Below are 17,258 nucleotides of genomic sequence, written 5' to 3'. Positions count from 1 at the left end.
CTACATTTTTTTTTCAAACGGGGAAGATGATGACACAACACTTTTTTACTCGCGTTGGTTTTTCTGCCACCATTCTGAGCACGGCGCTAGTATGGCAGGCCAGTGCCGCTACGCAACCGGCAGTATTAAATCTGGGGATTTTAGGCGGACAAAACTCAACACAACAAATCGGTGATAATCAGTGCGTTAAACAATTTCTGGATCATGAGCTGAAAGTCGATACCCGCTTACGCAACGCGTCGGACTATACGGGTATCACTCAGGGTCTGCTTGGTGGCAAGGTCGATGTTGTGCTGAATATGTCTCCGGCCGCCTATGCGTCGGTGTATATCAGGGATCCCGATGCGGTCGATATCATTGGTATTACCGCCGATGATAAAACCAGAGCTCACCGTTATCATTCGGTCGTGGTGGTTAAAGCTGACAGCCCGTACCAGTCTTTGGACGACCTGAAAGGTAAACCCTTTGCTTTTGCCGATCCTGATTCTACTTCCGGTTATCTGATCCCTGACTACGCATTCAGGAATAAGCTGGGCGGTAATGTGGATAATCAGTATAACCACTTCTTCTCCAGCATTACCTTCTCCGGAGGACATGAGCAGGATATCCTTGGCGTACTGAACGGACAGTTCGCCGGCGCAGTCACCTACAGCTCAATGACCGGCGATCGCAACAGCGGCTATAGCGCGAGCGCCTTCCACTCGCTAATGCGTATGGGCTACCCGGACCTGATGAAACAGATCCGGATAATCTGGCAATCCCCGCCTATTCCGAGCGGGCCGATCCTCGTCAGCAACGCCCTTCCGGCGGAGTTTAAAACCAAAGTGATCGGCGCCATCAAGAAACTAGATACAGACGATCATGCCTGCTTTATCAAAGCGGTAGGGGGACCATTACATATCAGCCAGGGGAGTGTTGCTGATTTTCAGCTCATTATCGATATGAAACGCGAATTGCTCAGCACGCGTTAATTCTGTTCCAGGTCTCCCCGGCCATCACGCCGGGAAGATCGCCCCCCAGGAAATCAGCGCCCGATGAACAGTGCCCATACCGATTTTGAACGTTATTATCATCAGGTTCGCTTTCGACAAAAGCGGGATACTCTGGGTGTGTCAGTTCTGCTACTGGCATTCTATTTTTCCGCCGGTCACGTTGCCGAATTTAATCCCCTCACTCTCTGGCATGCCCTGCCTGATTTAGCGAGTTACCTGTCTGACACCTTACCGGCACTTCACCTGGCGGACCTGTTTGCTGGTTCCCATGTTAAGGGGTCTCTTGCCTGGTGGGGATATCGCCTGCCGGTACAGTTGCCACTGCTTCTGGAAACACTCCAGATGGCACTGGCCTCAACCGGTATTGCCATCGTTATCGCCACCCCTCTGGCGTTCCTTGCAGCCAGCAACGGAGGCGCGGTTTGGCCACTGCGCCTTGCCATACGCACACTGGTGGCATTCTTAAGAACCCTGCCGGACCTGGCGTGGGCGATGCTTTTTGTGATGGCATTGGGTATCGGCCCATTGGCTGGAACCCTTGCGTTGATGCTGCACAGTACGGGTAGCCTGACCAAATTGTTCTATGAGGCGGTAGAAAGTGCCCAAGACAGACCGGTACGCGGCTTGATGGCCTGTGGTGCGTCTGCGCTGCAGCGGGTACGTTTCGCCCTGTGGCCACAAGTAAAGCCGATTTTTCTCTCCTACGGTCTGATGTGTCTGGAAATCAACTTTCGTTCCTCAACCATTCTTGGATTGGTGGGGGCTGGAGGGATAGGCCAAGAGTTGATGGCTAATATCAAACTCGACCGTTACGATCAGGTCAGCATGACGCTGCTGCTGATTATTATTGTAGTATCCCTGCTGGATAGCCTGTCCGGTCGGCTACGCAGAGGGGTGTTGTACGCAACACCAATGCGCCCCGAGCTTAACCACCACAGTCCCGGATTGAGTCGGCTCGGTCACGAGGTGCTACTCCAGGTTCAGATACGCTATTTTTGTCGTATAGGGGGGCTGGTCTTGGCTGGCTTATTATACTACCTCTGGTTTTTCTCCCAGTACGGCATCAGTCCCGACAAGTTCAGCGCAGGCATCGGGAAAATCGGCCATTATTTGCACCGGATGTTTATCTGGCAGGATTTTACTGACTGGCCGTTATGGTATTACCTGACGCAGATCCTTATCACACTGGCCATTGTCTTCGCCGGAACACTGACCGCTACGGCGATTGCGCTTCCGCTGTCATTCCTCGCGGCGCGTAATATCATGCAGGGCCGGTTGCCCGAGGCCATTGCTGTGCTGATACGCCGTCTGTTTGATGTACTGCGCGGGATAGACATGGCCATCTGGGGATTGATTTTTGTTCGTGCCGTCGGCCTTGGGCCGCTGGCGGGAGTGCTGGCCATTATCATGCAGGATACCGGGTTACTGGGGCGTCTGTATGCTGAAGGGCATGAGGCCGTGGATCGCGCTCCCGGCAAGGGGCTCGACGCAGTTGGTGCCAATAGCCTGCAAAAGCATCGCTTCGCTATCTTCACGCAATCCTTTCCGACACTCCTGGCTTTGAGCCTGTTTCAGATTGAATCCAACACTCGTTCAGCGGCTGTCCTAGGCTTTGTCGGCGCAGGAGGCATCGGTCTGGTCTATGCTGAAAACATGCGGCTGTGGCACTGGGACGTGGTGATGTTTATTACCCTGGTGATGGTCATAGTGGTAATGGCGATGGACGCACTCTCTGCCTGGCTGCGCCGCCGCTATATTGTTGGTAATACAATACCTTTGTTTAGAACTAACGAGGAATAGAGCAGCTGCGCGTGTAGTTGAAAAAACACGTCGCTCCCTTCCCATAGACTGGGGCTCTGCCGCTACGTGAACGATGCCAATGCGTTCAAACCTTGCGATATACGAGACATCAGCAAATCACGGGTTTTGAGATCGGCAATATTGCGGTTACCCATGGCGGGAAAAAGATAATCTGAAAGGCTCTTGAGAACTCGGACGCAGTGAGACTCAGACCATTTCTTAGTAGATTTAGAAGGGAAACCGCGTGATACCTGAGTTTCAGGCACAAAAAAAGCCGCTCGAAGGCGACTTGATTTGCGTACTGACTAATGGTGCCGAAGGCCGGACTCGAACCGGCACGTATCTCTACGGTTGATTTTGAATCAACTGCGTCTACCGATTTCGCCACTTCGGCACTGAAGTAGTATGCGGAAAACGTGGGCATTATACCTTCCCACCTGCCTCGCGCAACACTTATCAAGCATTCAACGAGTTGAATGTTGAAAAAAACGTCACCCGTCGATTTTCTCGGCTTACCCTGCTCATTTCTCACTCTAAATTGACTTCATCAGCGACCGCGATCGCCCCCTCTCCCACAGGGAGAGGAGGCCGTCCGAGTCGATTTGTGAGTGTCTGGATAATTTTCCAAGAAGCAGACTTTATGCAGTGGGCAGCTAGGCTGTCATCAGCCAATCTACTCTGCTGCCCCACCACCATCCTGCACTTTTTTGTTACACCTCACACTTTTCATCACAACCTTCTGTGATTCACACTCTCGCAAAAATAAAACGTAATTTATTGAATAATAATAACTTTATACCACTCCCCCCGCCCCTTCACCACCAGCCCTTCTGTGACCACCCTCGTTTATTTGTTAAATCAAATGATTGAATATTAATAACATAACAAAAAATAACAGCCATCCAGCGGCACCATCGCTACCGACCAGGAGTTTAGGATGATCCCATCGGAACGCCGCGATTTTATCTATCGCTATGTACATGAGTATCAGTTGGTCACCATCGTGGCCCTGGCCGAGTTGATGAGCGTTTCACATATGACCGTCAGGCGCGACATCCATCAACTGGAAGAAGAAGGCAAGGTGATCAGCGTCAGCGGCGGCGTACGCCTGAGTGACGCGCTACGCCAGGAACTGGCCTACAAAGAGAAGGCCCAACTGCATCACCGGCAAAAGCGGGCCATCGGCAAATATGCCGCCGAGCTGGTCGAAGATGGCCAGGTGGTCTATCTGGACGCGGGCACCACCAGTTTCGAGATAGCCCGCCAACTGGCCGAACGCTTCAACCTGACGGTAGTCACCAACGATTTTTCCATTATCCAGCACCTGATGAATCGCCCACAGCTCAACCTGTTTCACACCGGCGGGCGAGTCGATCAGCGCAACTATTCCTGCGTCGGCAGCTGCGCCGCCATGTTGTTGCGCACCCTGAATATCGACGTGGCCTTTATCAGCACCAGTTCCTGGGATCTGGAGCATGGCCTGTCTACCCCGCATGAAGAGAAAGTTCTGGTGAAACAGGCGCTGCTGGACGTGGCCCGGCGCAAGGTGCTGGTCTCCGACAGCAGTAAATACGGCAAGTACGGCATGTTTCGCGTCTGCCCACTGGCGGCGCTCGACGACATCATCTGCGATGCCGCCCTGCCGCCAGAAACGCAGCAACAACTCCAGGAGCGTGGCGTGCGGCTGCACAGCATCAACCTCTGATAACAATCCCCTACAAGAAAAGGAATATAACCATGAAGGTCATCATTACCGGTGGAGCAGGCTTTTTGGGCCAACGTCTGGCAGCCGCGCTGCTGCAGGACAATACGCTGCCTTTTGACGAACTGGTTCTGGCTGATATCCAGCAACCAAACGCCCCGCTAGCGGATCCACGAGTTCGCTGCCTGGCACTCGACCTCACTCAACCCGATGCCGCCGATCGGTTGATCGACAGTGAGTGCAGCGTGCTCTATCACCTGGCCGCCATCGTCAGCAGCCATGCAGAAAGCGACTTCGATCTCGGGATGCAGGTGAACTTCGACGCGACTCGCCAGCTACTGGAGGCCGCTCGCCGCAATGCCCCAGCGATGAAGTTTATCTTCACCAGTTCGTTGGCAGTGTTTGGTGGCCAGCTTCCGGACACCGTTACTGATGATTGCGCCGTGCAGCCGCAATCCTCCTATGGCGCACAAAAGGCGCTGTGTGAGCTGTTGATCAACGATTACGCCCGCAAAGGATTTGTCGATGCGCGTGTGCTGCGTCTGCCTACCATCAGCGTGCGCCCCGGCAAGCCGAATAAGGCGGCCTCCTCCTTTGCCAGCGGCATCATCCGTGAACCACTGCACGGGGAGCCTTCCGTCTGTCCTGTCTCCCCAGAGTTGGCGCTGTGGCTGTCCAGCCCTGGCACCGTGGTACGCAACTTTATCCATGCCGCCACGCTGCCCACCGCGCAGTTCGGCACCTCACGCATCGTCAACCTGCCCGGCATCAGCGTCACGGTGCAACAGATGCTGGCCGCGCTGGGGGAGGTAGCCGGTGAGCAGACTCGTGCCAAGGTGAGCTTTGTACCGGATGAAGCCATCAATCGCATTGTCGCCAGTTGGCCGGGCAACTTCGATGTACAACGTGCATTGGCGTTGGGGTTCTATGCCGATGAGAACTTCCAGCAGGTCATCCGCGCTTTTATGCGTGATGAGATGCCGCAGGCAGGGAGCTGATTATGGCACTTTATACTCCCATCATTGGTTTGGCGGTGGCCGTATTCGTACTGGTGTGGCTGGTATTACGCACCCGAGTTCATGCGCTGATCGCCATGCTGACGGCGGCCTCTATCGCCGGGATCAGCGGCGGACTGAGCGCCATGCAGACGGTGGATACCATTTCCAAAGGGTTTGGCAGCACGCTCGGCAGTATCGGGATTGTCATTGGTCTGGGGGTGATGATGGGCCGCGTGCTGGAGGTTTCCGGCGCGGCGGAGCAGATCGCCTTCAGCTTTATCAAGTGGCTGGGTAAAAAGCGCGAAGAGTGGGCGTTGGCGATCACCGGCTATATCGTCAGCATCCCGATCTTTGTCGATTCGGCTTTCGTCATCCTTTATCCGTTGGTCAAGGCGCTGGCCAGGAAGGGCCAACGCAATCTGCTGACGCTCGGCGTAGCCTTGGCGGGTGGCCTGATCATTACCCACCACGCGGTGCCACCAACCCCTGGCCCATTAGGTGTCGCGGGGATCTTCGGCGTGGATATCGGTGCCATGATGCTGGCCGGGTTGGTGTTAGCCATTCCCTGCGTGATCGGCATCGTGATCTATGCGCGCTGGCTCGGTACCTATTACCCTGATTTTACGCCGGAAAACCAGGATGAGGAGCCGGAAGATCTGCGGGCCACCCACCAGCGCTATCTGGCCGAGAAAGAAGCCAAGGTGCTGCCGAGCCTGACGCTATCGCTGTTGCCAATCATCGCCCCCATCGTGCTGATCTTTATCAATGCGGTGAACACTATGCTGGCCAAGTCTGAAGGTATGGCCTGGCTGGGGGAAAGCCTGTGGGGGCAAGCCTTTGCCTTCCTCGGCGCACCGGTGATTGCGTTGGCCATCAGCGTGCTGCTGGCGGTTTACACCCTGATGCCGAAGGTCGACAAGCACGAAACGCTGGAGCGGCTGGAGGAAGGGTTGCAGACCGCCGGGATCATCTTGCTGGTAACCGGTGCCGGTGGCGCGCTGGGGGCGGTGTTACGTGAAAGCGGTACCGGCACCCTGCTGGCGCAGCACGTCGCCAATCTACCGCTGTCCCCGGTATTGATCCCCTTCTTTATCGCTACGCTGGTGCGCCTGATACAGGGATCGGGCACCGTTGCCATGATCACCGCCGCGTCCATCTCGGCCCCTATCGTCAGCCAGTTGCCCGGCGTCAATATGCTGGCCGCCGCGCAGGCCGCCACCATGGGCGCGCTGTTCTTCAGCTACTTTAACGACAGCATGTTCTGGGTAGTCAACCGGATGATGGGCATCAAGGACGTGAAGCAGCAGATGATGGTCTGGTCAGTGCCCACCACGATAGCCTGGGCGATCAGCCTGGTCGGTATTTTACTGCTGGACTGGATCTTGTAGCCCCTCAACCCAACCCTCTCCTTTAGTGAGAGGGAACGGTCCTAGCCACCTGTTAACCTTAACGCCCCAGTTAGCTCCCAACTTCGATTAAGTTAGTAAAAACTTTCCTAATTGATTGATAAATAAAATAGTTTGACCTACTTAGCATTATTCAGGATTGGTCAGACCTTTAGGGGAAGCGGATTGACCTCGATCAAAAATAACATACCGGCTGGTCGGTATGCTCTTCCCCATGAATACCCACGTGCATCGCAAAAAAGACCCGGAACGGCTGCAAGAGCAGCTGCTGGAAGCCGCCAGTATCATCGCAGCCAAAGATGGGATTGCCGCGCTGTCGCTAAACGCCGTCGCCAAGCAGGCTGGGGTCAGCAAGGGCGGGCTGCTGCACCACTTTCCCGGCAGGCAGGAACTGATCCACGCGCTGTTTATTCGTCTGCTGGCGGTAATGGATCGCGGCATTATGGCGCTGATGGCCGTGGACGATAACCCACGCGGGCGCTTCTCCCGGGCCTATCTGATGTACCTGGCGGGCATCAGTGAAACCGACACCAGTCGTCAATTGGCCCTGCTGTCGCTGGCCATGCCGGATGAGAAGGTGTTGCGTAAGTGCTGGCGGGACTGGGTGCTGCAACATCTGGCCAACGCCGATGAACTGGATCGCAGCTACGTAGGTAATTTGGTGCGCTATGGTGCAGACGGCCTATGGCTTTCTGAACTCACGGAAGGAGTCACTATGACGCCGGAAGAGCGGCTTGCATTGGTGACGAGACTGGCGGCAATGACCTGCGAGGAGTTTTAACCTCCTCGGTTCGCGGACAGCCAATCACCCAGGGGCGATAATGAAATACAAAATTAATGCCTTTCTTATTTATGACGCCACCGAAGGCTCGCTAAAGCTGGACGACGGCGGCAAGTCAGACAGCCAACTCACCATCACTGCCAACGCCTTGCTGTTCTTCATGATCCAGCATCCTGGCGTGATCAGCCGCGATACGGTGATGCAGCGGGTCTGGGACGACAACGGGCTGATGTCCTCCAACAGCAACCTGAACCAGTACCTGAGCATCCTGCGCAAAGCTTTCCGCCGTTATGGCATTGAGAACGTGATCGTCACCGTGGCCCGAGGCCGGCTGGAAATCAACCCAGAGCTGACGATCGAGGTGATCGATGACTCCTTGTTGCACCCGGTGATACACGCCAGCGAACACGAATCCTCTGCCGAGATAGCCCCTGAACCAACGCCGGTAGCGGCGGCCACCACCAGCAACGATCGCTACTGGGGTTGTGCCGGGGCGATGATATCGCTGTTGGCCATCGCGCTGATCGGCTGGTCGTGGAGTAACAACGGCAGCCTGACCCCTCTCACCTTCACCCTCGTTGCGCAGGAACCCATTGAGGTGTTATCCACCGACGCCATGATAAATCCAAGAATGCGCGAGAATTACCTGAAAAACTTTTTTGCTGTCAAAGAAAAAAAGAACATAAGGTATGATAAGGACGAACGTTTTCTGTTCTTTTATGGTGACAAGCTGCAATCCAACGGCTTAGGCCGGACGTTTCTCGCACATTGTGCCAAGCATCAAGATAATACATTCAGCTACTGCGATAACTATTTTTATTATTCATGGAAATAAATTATGAAAACAATGGGATGGGGGAAAAGGCTGTTTGCAGTCTCTATCATATTGCTACTGGTCTCACTATTTATCACCGTCAAGCATAATGTTATCTGGCACGATGATGTTTTAAACTGCTCAACCAAAGCTATTATGCATTTTGAAGACACCATCACCGAATCCGTTAACGTCAACGTTCACTTTTATTTTAATGCCAAAGGCAAAGGCTCCATCGTGGTGGAAGGATATTCAGACTCGGAGGCCGGCTGGCTGTATTTACAACGCTACGTACAGTTTGATTATACCAGCAAGCGCGTTTCCCCCGGCACCCGCTATTATCAGATCAACCGCTGGGTCTCCAGCAAATCCTCTATCGATCAATCACCCGACGTGATCTTTGATTACTTTATGCGGGAAATGTCAGACAGCCACGACGGCCTGCAATTGGCGATGGAGAAAATCAATGCCGACTCCGTGTTACTCAGTTCGATCAACTCCCCACTGTTTATCTGCACGTTGAAACCCGGTAGCCAGTTAGACTAACGCCCGTTCCCCAGCAAAGCTGTTCCCCCTTGTCATAAGCCTATGGCCTGCCTCTCATTAGCCCTTACAATCCCCAAAAACCGCCCCCGATAGTCATAATGCCTGTCGATTATTCAGCGATCGCTATTTCCCCCTCACCTCAACCCTCTCCCCAAAAGGAGAGGGAGCTAGTACGGAGCCGAAGTTAGGTACAGAGGCTAATCTGTGGCACGTTAAGTCACCTCTCACTGCGGGAGAGGGTTAGAGGGAGGGGAAATTGCCGACCTTAACAACTGCCCCAAAAAAACCTGCGCTACTCCACAGTCTGCAAGCCGCTCCGCTACCTAAAAAACCCATTTGAACACCATAGATTTAACATTATTTTCCGCCCTTAAGTGAATGCCAAAACCCGCCATTTCTTGCCAGGGAGCAGAACTATTATCGAGCTGATTATCAGAGTAAACAGATAAAAATAGGATAAATTGACGCTTATTATTAGAATAAAAAACTAAATAGATATCGATTAATGAATTTATATTTTGATTCAACCACCAAGGGGTATAGTGCCTTTAGCCGTCGGAAACCTTGATCCCCTCATGGCGAACGGCGCAGCAGATGACGACTCATAAACCGGCTTTGTGGAGGAAACAACAATGGGTGATGCATTAGGCTTAATCGAAACCAAAGGGTTGGTGGCCTGTATTGAAGCGGCGGACGCCATGTGCAAGGCGGCCAACGTCGAACTGATCGGCTATGAAAACGTCGGTTCCGGCCTGGTCACCGCCATGGTGAAAGGTGATGTCGGTGCGGTAAAAGCCGCCGTCGATTCCGGCGTGGAATCCGCGCAGCGTGTGGGTGAAGTGGTGACTTCACTGGTTATCGCCCGCCCACACAACGACATCAACAAAATCGTGATTAAGCACAAAGCGTAACGACGCTTTGAGGAGAACGGACATGGGTGACGCATTAGGATTGATTGAAACCAAAGGGCTGGTGGCCTGTATTGAAGCCGCCGATGCGATGTGCAAAGCGGCCAACGTGGAGCTGATCGGCTATGAGAACGTCGGTTCCGGCCTGGTCACCGCCATGGTGAAGGGCGACGTCGGTGCGGTCAAGGCGGCGGTGGATTCCGGTATTGAATCGGCCAAACGCGTTGGCGAAGTGGTTACCTCACTGGTGATTGCCCGCCCGCATAACGATATCCAGAAAATCATCTCGCAGTACAAAATCACCGAATAACAAGGAATTCACTGATGAAAGATGCACTCGGATTGATCGAAACCAAAGGGTTGGTGCCCGCCATCGAAGCCGCCGATGCCATGTGCAAGGCTGCCAATATCGAACTGATTGGCTATGAAAACGTCGGCTCCGGCCTGGTCACCGTAATGGTGAAAGGCGACGTGGGTGCCGTTAACGCGGCGGTGGAATCCGGTATTGAAGCCGCCAGCCGGATTGGCGAAGTGATTTCATCACGGGTTATTGCTCGCCCACATAATGATATTGAGAAAATCGCCTCACAGCATAAGGCGTAATTCAGCCTGATTACCGGCGGTGGCAGATAAGTACTCTACCCGATTGTAGCAAATAAAAAATTAAACTCCTATTTAGGGGAATAGACTAATGACCACATTAGATCCGGATTTACAATCCATTCAGCAGGCTCGCACGCTGATAAAAAATGCCAAACAGGCGCAATTGCTGTTTGCCAAATATTCACAAGAAAAGATCGACGGCATTATTAAACATATTGCCAGCGAAGCGGCCAGACATGCCGAAGAATTGGCCAAGATGGCCCATGAAGAAACCGGCTTCGGCAATTGGCAAGACAAGGTGTTAAAAAACATTTTCGCCTCTGAAAAAGTTTTTGAGCATATTAAGGATTTAAAAACCGTCGGTATTATTCGTGACGACCAGCAGAATAAAGTGATGGACGTGGGTGTCCCGTTAGGGGTCATTACCGCCCTGGTGCCGTCCACCAACCCAACCTCAACCATTTTCTATAAAACGCTGATCGCGCTGAAGGCCGGGAACGCCATTATTTTCTCCCCGCACCCTAATGCGCGCCAGTGCAGCCAGCGGGCAATTGAGATCGTCAAGCAGGCCGCGCTCCAGGCCGGTGCCCCAGCAGGTATCGTTGACGGCCTGACCCAGCTGACGCTGGAGGCCACCAAAGCCCTGATGCATAGCAAAGACGTCTCGCTGATCCTGGCCACCGGCGGCGAAGGTATGGTCCGTGCGGCCTACAGCTCCGGCACACCAACCATCAGCGGCGGCCCAGGCAACGGCCCGGCGTTTATCGAACGCAGCGCCAATATCCCGCAGGCGGTGAAAGACATCATCACCAGCAAAACCTTCGATAACGGGGTGATCTGCGCCTCTGAGCAGTCGATCATCGTGGAAAAGTGCATCTATCAGGACGTGCACCGCGAGTTGCTGAGCCAGGGCTGCTACTTCATGAACGACGATGAGTCTGCCCGCCTGGCCAATATCCTGTTACGCCCGAACGGCATGATTAATCCGGAAGTGGTGGGCAAGACCGCCATCTACCTCAGCGAACGCGCCGGATTCTGCGTACCTGCAACCACCAGGGTGCTGATTTCACTGCAAAACAGCGTATCGCGTAAAAACCCTTACGCCCGTGAAAAACTCTGCCCGGTACTGGGGCTGTACATCGAAGAAGACTGGATGAGCGCCTGCGATCGCGTGGTGGAGCTGCTCACCAACGAAGGTCTGGGGCATACGCTGGTCATCCACACCCAGAATCAGCAGGTGATCCGCGAGTTTGCGCTGCAAAAACCGGTGCACCGCATCCTGATCAATACGCCCGCCGCGCTTGGAGGCATTGGCGCAACCACGAATCTTATACCTGCGTTAACGCTCGGCTGCGGTGCCGTCGGTGGTGGCTCCAGCTCGGACAACGTCGGCCCGATGAACCTGTTGAACGTGCGTAAGGTCGGCTATGGCGTTCGTAGCATCGAGGATCTGCGCCAGCCACAGCAGGCAGCTCAACCGTGCAGCGCGCCAACCCGCCATAGCACCAGCATCTTCGACGATAACCGCTTTGCGGCTCCATCGGCGGCGGTGGCCCCGCAAACTGCACCGGCACCGCTGTATGCCCAGGGCGACGATCGTTTCGGGGCGGTCACCCGCGCAGTGGTTAACGCCGCAGCCAATGACATCACCGAAGAGAACGTCGAACGGATCATTACGGAAGTGCTTGGACGCCTGTCCCGGTAACAATCAACCAAGGGTGAAAACATGATCCTCGCAAAGGTAACCGGCCATGTGGTGGCCACGCAGAAAAGTGACGAACTACGCGGTAGTAACCTGCTGTTGGTCACGGCGCTGGGTGACGACCTGGAAGCCATCAAAGATCGTACTTACGTCGCCGTCGACAGCGTCGGTGCCGGTGAAAACGATCTGGTGTTGGTGGAAGAGTATTTCGCACTGAGTAAAGACCGCTACAAGGCCATGTCGATCGTTGCCATTGTCGAGAAGGTTCACCGGGAGCGTTAAGAGTAAGAGGAAGTAGGCATGAATGAGTTTCTGATTAAGCCAAAAATCCATTTCGGTGAGGATGCGCTGCTCGCTCTGAGCAGCTTGCCTGGACGCTCGGCGTTTTTGGTCACCGATCAGGCGATGGTGAAGTTTGGCTTGGCCGAGCGGGTGACCAGCCTGCTCCAACAGCGGCAGATCCGCTGTCGTCAGTATGACGAGGTGGCCTCCGACCCGGATATTTCTGCCATCGTCAGCGGCATGAAGCTAATGGATGACGACTACCCGGACCTGGTGATTGCCTTGGGCGGCGGCTCAGTCATTGATGCCGCCAAGGCGGTGATGTATGCGCTGTGGCATTGCCGTAAAGACAGTGGCCGTAGCAAGCCCTGCTTTGTCGCCATCCCCACCACCAGCGGCACCGGTTCCGAAGTCACCAGCTTCTCGGTGATCAAGTCCCGCAGCCAAAAGCTGGTGTTGGTAGACGAGTTCATGCTGCCCGACATTGCCATCCTCGATCCTCAGTTAGTGAAGTCGGTGCCGGCCAGCATTACCGCCGATACCGGGATGGATGTGCTGTGCCACGCTCTGGAGGCCTATGTTTCCCGCAAGGCCAGCGACTTCAGCGATGCGATGGCCGAAAAAGTGGTGCAGATGGTGTTCGGCCACCTGCTGACCTGCTACCAACAGGGCAGCAATCTGCCAGCGCGGGAAAAAATGCATAACGCCTCATGCATGGCCGGGATGGCGTTCACCAACGCATCGTTGGGCATCACCCACAGCCTGGCGCACGCCCTCGGCGGCATGTTTGGCATCCCGCATGGCCGAGCCAATGCGCTGCTGATGACCTCGGTGGTCGCCTTCAATGCCGACGTTGACGGCGGCTGCGACACCCAGGCCGCACACAAATATGCCGCCCTGGCGCGCCTGCTGGGGCTGCCAAGCACCTCGGTACGTGATGGCGTCAACAGCCTGCTGGTGGCGATCGAAACGCTGAAACAGGAAATGCAGCTACCGGCCAATCTGCAAGCCGCAGGGGTAGAGGAACACCGCTTCCAGGTTTGCCTTGGCGAACTGGCCACGCAGGCGCTGCACGACAGTTGCACGCCAACCAACCCGCGCGACGTTAACGCGGCAGATTTGGAGAAACTGTTCCGCCTCGCCTACAGCGGCGGCCCGGTACAGCTTCAATAACGCACTCATTACAGTCAACGGATTTTGCCAATTTGTGTGAAAGCCGCAGGACATCAGGAGAGATTTGAACATGGCCCATTATTCACTGACGCCACGCGTAAAACTGCTGGCAGAAAGACTCTTATCCCAAAACAGCACCATCAGCACCGAACGTGCCGCCATTCTGGAAACGCTGGGTGGCGATGTGGCCGGCATGCCGCAGTTGGTCAAGAATGCCAAGCTGTTCAATGAGCTGGTCAAGCAACTGCCCGGCTATATCGGCCCCGATGAGCTGATCATCGGCAGCCAATCCTCCACCCCGCGCGCCGCCGTGTTCCACAGCGAAAGCGAGCTGCGCAGTCCTTCGGCCTTCACCGCGTTGGGCCAGACCTCACCGGACTATCTGGCGGTGATCACCAAGGGGCTGTTCGCCATCGAAGCCGAAATGGAAGACCGCGCCAGAAGCATCGGCAGCGCCGTCAGCCGTTCCGGGCTGGACGAGGTCAACCAATGCCGCGCCATGATCTACGCCTGCAATGCGGCGATGCATCTGGCGCAGAAACTGGCCAACAAGGCCGAAAACATGGCTGCGGTAGAAAACCATCCGTACCGTAAGGCGGAGCTGCAAGAGGCGGCCGCCATGCTGAAAAAAGTCCCGGCTTACGGGGCCAGCAGCTTTAAAGAGGCTTGCCAGTCGTTCTACTTGTTCCAACTGGCGCTGCATCTGGAAAACGGTAGCTACGCGGTTTACCCGGGCGGCTTCGACAAACAGCTGTACGGCTTCTATCAACAGGACATTACCCGTGGCGTGCTGACGCCGGAGCAGGCTTACGAAATCGTCGAGTGCCTGTGGCTGAAGCTGTGTGAGCTGTCAGAAGTGCGCGCGCCACGTGAGCTGGACGGCTACCCGATGTTTGATGCCATGCTGCACGGCGTGAGTCTCAACGACCCGGCCCTGGTGATCAACGATCTGTCCGCCATGCTGCTGGCCGCACGTAATAATCTGATGACGTTCAACGACAACCTGCAGGTGAAACTGTTCGCTGGCCAGGCAGGTGCACGTCCGCAGTACAGTGCGCCATCGGCACCGTTCGTGGCGGCTTCAGCGCAAGACATGGCAACGCACAAACTGATGGAAGGGCTGACGCCGCGCCTGCAACGCCTGCGTGACAACTACCTCGATGCGCGCCCAAGTGTGTCTATCTATCGTGCCATTACCTTTACCGAAATGGCGAAAAACAACCCGGGCCTGCCAACCATCCTGCTGCGCGCCAAGTCTTTCCGCGCCGCCTGTGAAACCGCGCCAATCCTGATCCAGCAAGATGAGCTGATCGTCGGCCATCCGTGCGGCAAACCACGTGCCGGGGCATTCTCACCGGATATCGCCTGGCGCTGGGTGCGTGACGAGCTGGATACCATGGGCACCCGCCCGCAGGATCCGTTCGTCATCTCCGAGGCCGACAAGAAGACAATCCGCGAAGAGATCGTGCCGTTCTGGGAAGGCCGTTCGCTCGATGAGATCTGTGAAGCACAGTACCGCGAAGCGGGCGTTTGGGCCTTCAGCGGCGAAACCTTTGTCAGCGACCTCTCCTACCACCAGATTAACGGCGGCGGCGACACCTGCCCAGGCTACGATATCCTGCTGTTCACCAAAGGGATGAACGGTATCAAGGCCGATGCCCAACAGCACCTCGCGGCGCTGAGCATGGAAAACCCGGCGGATATCGACAAGATCTACTTCTACAAAGCGGCCATTGAAACCTGTGACGGCGTGGTGGCCTATGCCAAGCGCATCGCCGACAAGGCCCGTGAACTGGCCGCCGTTGAGCAGGATCCGGCGCGCCGTGCCGAATTGCTGACCATCGCAGAAACCAACGAAAACGTACCGGCCAACCCACCGAAGACCCTGCAAGAAGCGTTGCAAAGCATCTGGACGGTAGAGTCGCTGTTTGAAGTGGAAGAGAACCAGACCGGGCTGTCGCTGGGCCGTCTGGATCAGTATTGCTATCCGATGTACCAGGCCGATATCGCCTCTGGCCGCCTGACGCAGGAACAGGCGCTGGAGTTGCTGGAAGCCTTTATCATCAAGTGTGCCGAGCTGATGTGGATGTCCAGCGAGCTGGGTGCCAAGTACTTTGCCGGTTATCAGCCGTTTATCAACCTGACCATCGGCGGGCAGAAGCGCAGCGGCGGCGATGCCTGTAACGATTTGACCTACCTGATCATGGACGCCGTGCGCTTTGTCAAAGTGTACCAGCCGTCGCTGGCCTGCCGTATCCATAACCAGTCACCGCAGAAGTACATGGAGAAGATCGTCGACGTGGTGAAAGCGGGTATGGGCTTCCCGGCCTGCCACTTTGATGATTCCCATATCAAGATGATGCTGCGCAAGGGCTTCGACTTTGAAGACGCGCGCGACTACTGCCTGATGGGCTGCGTAGAGCCACAAAAATCCGGCCGCATCTATCAGTGGACCTCCACCGGTTATACCCAGTGGCCAATCGCTATCGAGTTCGTGCTCAACCGTGGCCGCATGGTGCTGTTCGACAGCTACCAGGGGCTGGATACCGGTGAGTTGAGCACTCTGAAAACCTACGAAGAGTTCGACAACGCGGTGAAGGCGCAGATCGCGCACATCGTCAAACTGTCGGCTATCGGCACCGTGATCAGCCAGCGTGTCCACCGCGACGTGGCGCCAAAACCGCTGATGTCGCTGCTGGTGGAAGGCTGTATGGAACAGGGTAAAGATGTGGCCGCCGGTGGCGCGGTGATCAACCACGGCCCAGGGCTGATCTTCTCCGGTCTGGCGACCTATGTCGACTCCATGGCCGCGATCCGCAAGCTGGTGTATCAGGATGGCAAATACACTCTGGAGCAGATCCGTGACGCGCTGCTGGCCAACTTTGAAGGTTTTGAACAGCTGCGCCGCGACTGCCTGAACTCGCCAAAGTACGGCAACGACGATGATACGGTAGATCAGTACGCGCTGGACATCACCGAATGGACCGAACGCGAGTGCCGCAAGTACAAAATGCTCTACTCCACGCTGAGCCACGGCACCCTGTCGATTTCCAACAACACGCCGATCGGTGAACTGACCGCCGCGACGCCAAACGGCCGTCTGGCCTGGATGCCGCTCTCCGACGGGATCAGCCCGACGCAGGGTGCGGACAAACAGGGTCCAACCGCCATCATCAAGTCCGTCAGCAAGATGAACGTGGAAACCATGAACATCGGCATGGTGCACAACTTCAAGTTCCTCAAAGGGCTGCTCGATACCCCGGAAGGCAAGAACGGGCTGATCACCCTGCTGCGTACCGCGTCCATTCTGGGCAACGGCCAGATGCAGTTCAGCTACGTGGATAACGAAGTGCTGAAGCAGGCGCAGGTGGAGCCAGAGAAATATCGCGACCTGATCGTCCGCGTGGCTGGCTACAGCGCCTACTTCGTCGAACTGTGCAAAGAAGTTCAGGATGAAATTATCAGCCGTACCGTGATTGAGAAGTTCTGACCTTAGCCTTGGATAAGACAGGGACGTCTTATCCCATCAGCCTTCGAAGAAAGGGGAAAAT

The 17,258-nt window shown here is 55.4% G+C and carries 15 protein-coding genes, 1 tRNA gene and 2 pseudogenes; 16 read left to right on the top strand and 2 right to left on the bottom strand.

Features of this window, described 5'->3' with window-relative positions; translation table 11 throughout:
* Nucleotides 1-29: 29 nt before the first annotated feature.
* From phnD to phnE (ABIE29_RS01180), 3 genes and pseudogenes are all read left to right on the top strand, one after another.
* Nucleotides 30-971, top strand: coding sequence for a phosphonate ABC transporter substrate-binding protein (gene phnD / locus ABIE29_RS01190; RefSeq protein ID WP_429616724.1), 942 nt, complete (start codon nucleotides 30-32; stop codon nucleotides 969-971).
* Between the two features lie 63 nt (nucleotides 972-1,034).
* A pseudogene (gene phnE, locus ABIE29_RS01185) lies at nucleotides 1,035-1,892 on the top strand (phosphonate ABC transporter, permease protein PhnE); the annotation flags it as partial.
* A 12-nt stretch (nucleotides 1,893-1,904) separates the two neighbouring features.
* Nucleotides 1,905-2,792, top strand: a complete 888-nt coding sequence (gene phnE, locus ABIE29_RS01180) for a phosphonate ABC transporter, permease protein PhnE (protein WP_429616723.1) — start codon at nucleotides 1,905-1,907, stop codon at nucleotides 2,790-2,792.
* Nucleotides 2,793-2,902: 110 nt separating this feature from the next.
* Here the strand turns inward: phnE (ABIE29_RS01180) and ABIE29_RS01175 are convergent.
* Nucleotides 2,903-3,058: pseudogene (locus tag ABIE29_RS01175) on the bottom strand (phage integrase central domain-containing protein); the annotation flags it as partial.
* A gap of 43 nt (nucleotides 3,059-3,101) precedes the next feature.
* Nucleotides 3,102-3,186 (bottom strand) — tRNA-Leu (locus ABIE29_RS01170).
* A 543-nt stretch (nucleotides 3,187-3,729) separates the two neighbouring features.
* On the opposite strand from ABIE29_RS01170, the gene ABIE29_RS01165 reads away from it, so the two are divergent.
* The 13 genes from ABIE29_RS01165 (at nucleotide 3,730) to cutC (ending at nucleotide 17,197) form a co-directional block, all read left to right on the top strand.
* Complete coding sequence (locus tag ABIE29_RS01165) at nucleotides 3,730-4,497, top strand: DeoR/GlpR family DNA-binding transcription regulator (RefSeq protein WP_429616385.1); 768 nt, start codon at nucleotides 3,730-3,732, stop codon at nucleotides 4,495-4,497.
* Between the two features lie 32 nt (nucleotides 4,498-4,529).
* Complete coding sequence (gene denD, locus ABIE29_RS01160; protein ID WP_429616383.1) at nucleotides 4,530-5,492, top strand: D-erythronate dehydrogenase; 963 nt, start codon at nucleotides 4,530-4,532, stop codon at nucleotides 5,490-5,492.
* Nucleotides 5,492-6,880: a GntP family permease gene (locus ABIE29_RS01155; protein WP_429616722.1), complete on the top strand. Its 1,389-nt coding sequence runs from the start codon at nucleotides 5,492-5,494 to the stop codon at nucleotides 6,878-6,880. The genes denD and ABIE29_RS01155 overlap by 1 nt, the downstream gene beginning before the upstream one ends.
* 220 nt (nucleotides 6,881-7,100) lie before the next feature.
* Nucleotides 7,101-7,679: a TetR/AcrR family transcriptional regulator gene (locus tag ABIE29_RS01150; protein ID WP_429616381.1), complete on the top strand. Its 579-nt coding sequence runs from the start codon at nucleotides 7,101-7,103 to the stop codon at nucleotides 7,677-7,679.
* 40 nt (nucleotides 7,680-7,719) lie between these two features.
* Nucleotides 7,720-8,514, top strand: coding sequence for a winged helix-turn-helix domain-containing protein (locus ABIE29_RS01145; RefSeq protein ID WP_429616379.1), 795 nt, complete (start codon nucleotides 7,720-7,722; stop codon nucleotides 8,512-8,514).
* 3 nt (nucleotides 8,515-8,517) lie between these two features.
* Nucleotides 8,518-9,039 (top strand): FidL-like protein, encoded by a 522-nt coding sequence (locus ABIE29_RS01140; RefSeq protein ID WP_429616377.1) that lies wholly within the window; start codon nucleotides 8,518-8,520, stop codon nucleotides 9,037-9,039.
* 632 nt (nucleotides 9,040-9,671) lie between these two features.
* Nucleotides 9,672-9,950: a BMC domain-containing protein gene (locus ABIE29_RS01135; RefSeq protein ID WP_004249182.1), complete on the top strand. Its 279-nt coding sequence runs from the start codon at nucleotides 9,672-9,674 to the stop codon at nucleotides 9,948-9,950.
* Nucleotides 9,951-9,972: 22 nt separating this feature from the next.
* Nucleotides 9,973-10,257, top strand: a complete 285-nt coding sequence (locus ABIE29_RS01130) for a BMC domain-containing protein (protein ID WP_021807825.1) — start codon at nucleotides 9,973-9,975, stop codon at nucleotides 10,255-10,257.
* A 14-nt stretch (nucleotides 10,258-10,271) separates the two neighbouring features.
* Nucleotides 10,272-10,550, top strand: coding sequence for a BMC domain-containing protein (locus ABIE29_RS01125; protein WP_021179127.1), 279 nt, complete (start codon nucleotides 10,272-10,274; stop codon nucleotides 10,548-10,550).
* Between the two features lie 88 nt (nucleotides 10,551-10,638).
* Nucleotides 10,639-12,255 carry an acetaldehyde dehydrogenase (acetylating) gene (locus tag ABIE29_RS01120; RefSeq protein WP_429616372.1) on the top strand — a complete coding sequence of 539 codons (1,617 nt, stop codon included), beginning with the start codon at nucleotides 10,639-10,641 and terminating at the stop codon, nucleotides 12,253-12,255.
* 21 nt (nucleotides 12,256-12,276) lie between these two features.
* Complete coding sequence (locus ABIE29_RS01115) at nucleotides 12,277-12,534, top strand: EutN/CcmL family microcompartment protein (protein ID WP_021179125.1); 258 nt, start codon at nucleotides 12,277-12,279, stop codon at nucleotides 12,532-12,534.
* Nucleotides 12,535-12,552: 18 nt separating this feature from the next.
* Entirely contained in the window at nucleotides 12,553-13,707 is a 1,155-nt protein-coding gene (locus ABIE29_RS01110; RefSeq protein WP_429616370.1) for a 1-propanol dehydrogenase PduQ, read from the top strand.
* A gap of 70 nt (nucleotides 13,708-13,777) precedes the next feature.
* On the top strand, nucleotides 13,778-17,197 hold the full coding sequence (gene cutC / locus ABIE29_RS01105) for a choline trimethylamine-lyase (protein ID WP_429616368.1): 3,420 nt from the start codon (nucleotides 13,778-13,780) through the stop codon (nucleotides 17,195-17,197).
* Nucleotides 17,198-17,258: the final 61 nt, after the last annotated feature.

Source organism: Serratia sp. 2723, from assembly GCF_050434425.1.
Lineage (GTDB): Bacteria > Pseudomonadota > Gammaproteobacteria > Enterobacterales > Enterobacteriaceae > Chania.
This window is presented reverse-complemented; position numbering and strand designations above follow the sequence as displayed.

Bases quoted from the DNA above. Each gene is read 5' to 3' on its own strand.
- ABIE29_RS01165 (WP_429616385.1), top strand. From the start codon at position 3,730: ATGATCCCATCGGAACGCCGCGATTTTATCTATCGCTATGTACATGAG.
- ABIE29_RS01145 (WP_429616379.1), top strand. From the start codon at position 7,720: ATGAAATACAAAATTAATGCCTTTCTTATTTATGACGCCACCGAAGGC.
- ABIE29_RS01115 (WP_021179125.1), top strand. From the start codon at position 12,277: ATGATCCTCGCAAAGGTAACCGGCCATGTGGTGGCCACGCAGAAAAGT.
- ABIE29_RS01150 (WP_429616381.1), top strand. From the start codon at position 7,101: ATGCTCTTCCCCATGAATACCCACGTGCATCGCAAAAAAGACCCGGAA.
- ABIE29_RS01140 (WP_429616377.1), top strand. From the start codon at position 8,518: ATGAAAACAATGGGATGGGGGAAAAGGCTGTTTGCAGTCTCTATCATA.
- ABIE29_RS01110 (WP_429616370.1), top strand. From the start codon at position 12,553: ATGAATGAGTTTCTGATTAAGCCAAAAATCCATTTCGGTGAGGATGCG.
- ABIE29_RS01135 (WP_004249182.1), top strand. From the start codon at position 9,672: ATGGGTGATGCATTAGGCTTAATCGAAACCAAAGGGTTGGTGGCCTGT.
- denD (WP_429616383.1), top strand. From the start codon at position 4,530: ATGAAGGTCATCATTACCGGTGGAGCAGGCTTTTTGGGCCAACGTCTG.
- ABIE29_RS01125 (WP_021179127.1), top strand. From the start codon at position 10,272: ATGAAAGATGCACTCGGATTGATCGAAACCAAAGGGTTGGTGCCCGCC.
- cutC (WP_429616368.1), top strand. From the start codon at position 13,778: ATGGCCCATTATTCACTGACGCCACGCGTAAAACTGCTGGCAGAAAGA.
- ABIE29_RS01130 (WP_021807825.1), top strand. From the start codon at position 9,973: ATGGGTGACGCATTAGGATTGATTGAAACCAAAGGGCTGGTGGCCTGT.
- ABIE29_RS01120 (WP_429616372.1), top strand. From the start codon at position 10,639: ATGACCACATTAGATCCGGATTTACAATCCATTCAGCAGGCTCGCACG.
- phnE (WP_429616723.1), top strand. From the start codon at position 1,905: ATGCGCCCCGAGCTTAACCACCACAGTCCCGGATTGAGTCGGCTCGGT.
- phnD (WP_429616724.1), top strand. From the start codon at position 30: ATGACACAACACTTTTTTACTCGCGTTGGTTTTTCTGCCACCATTCTG.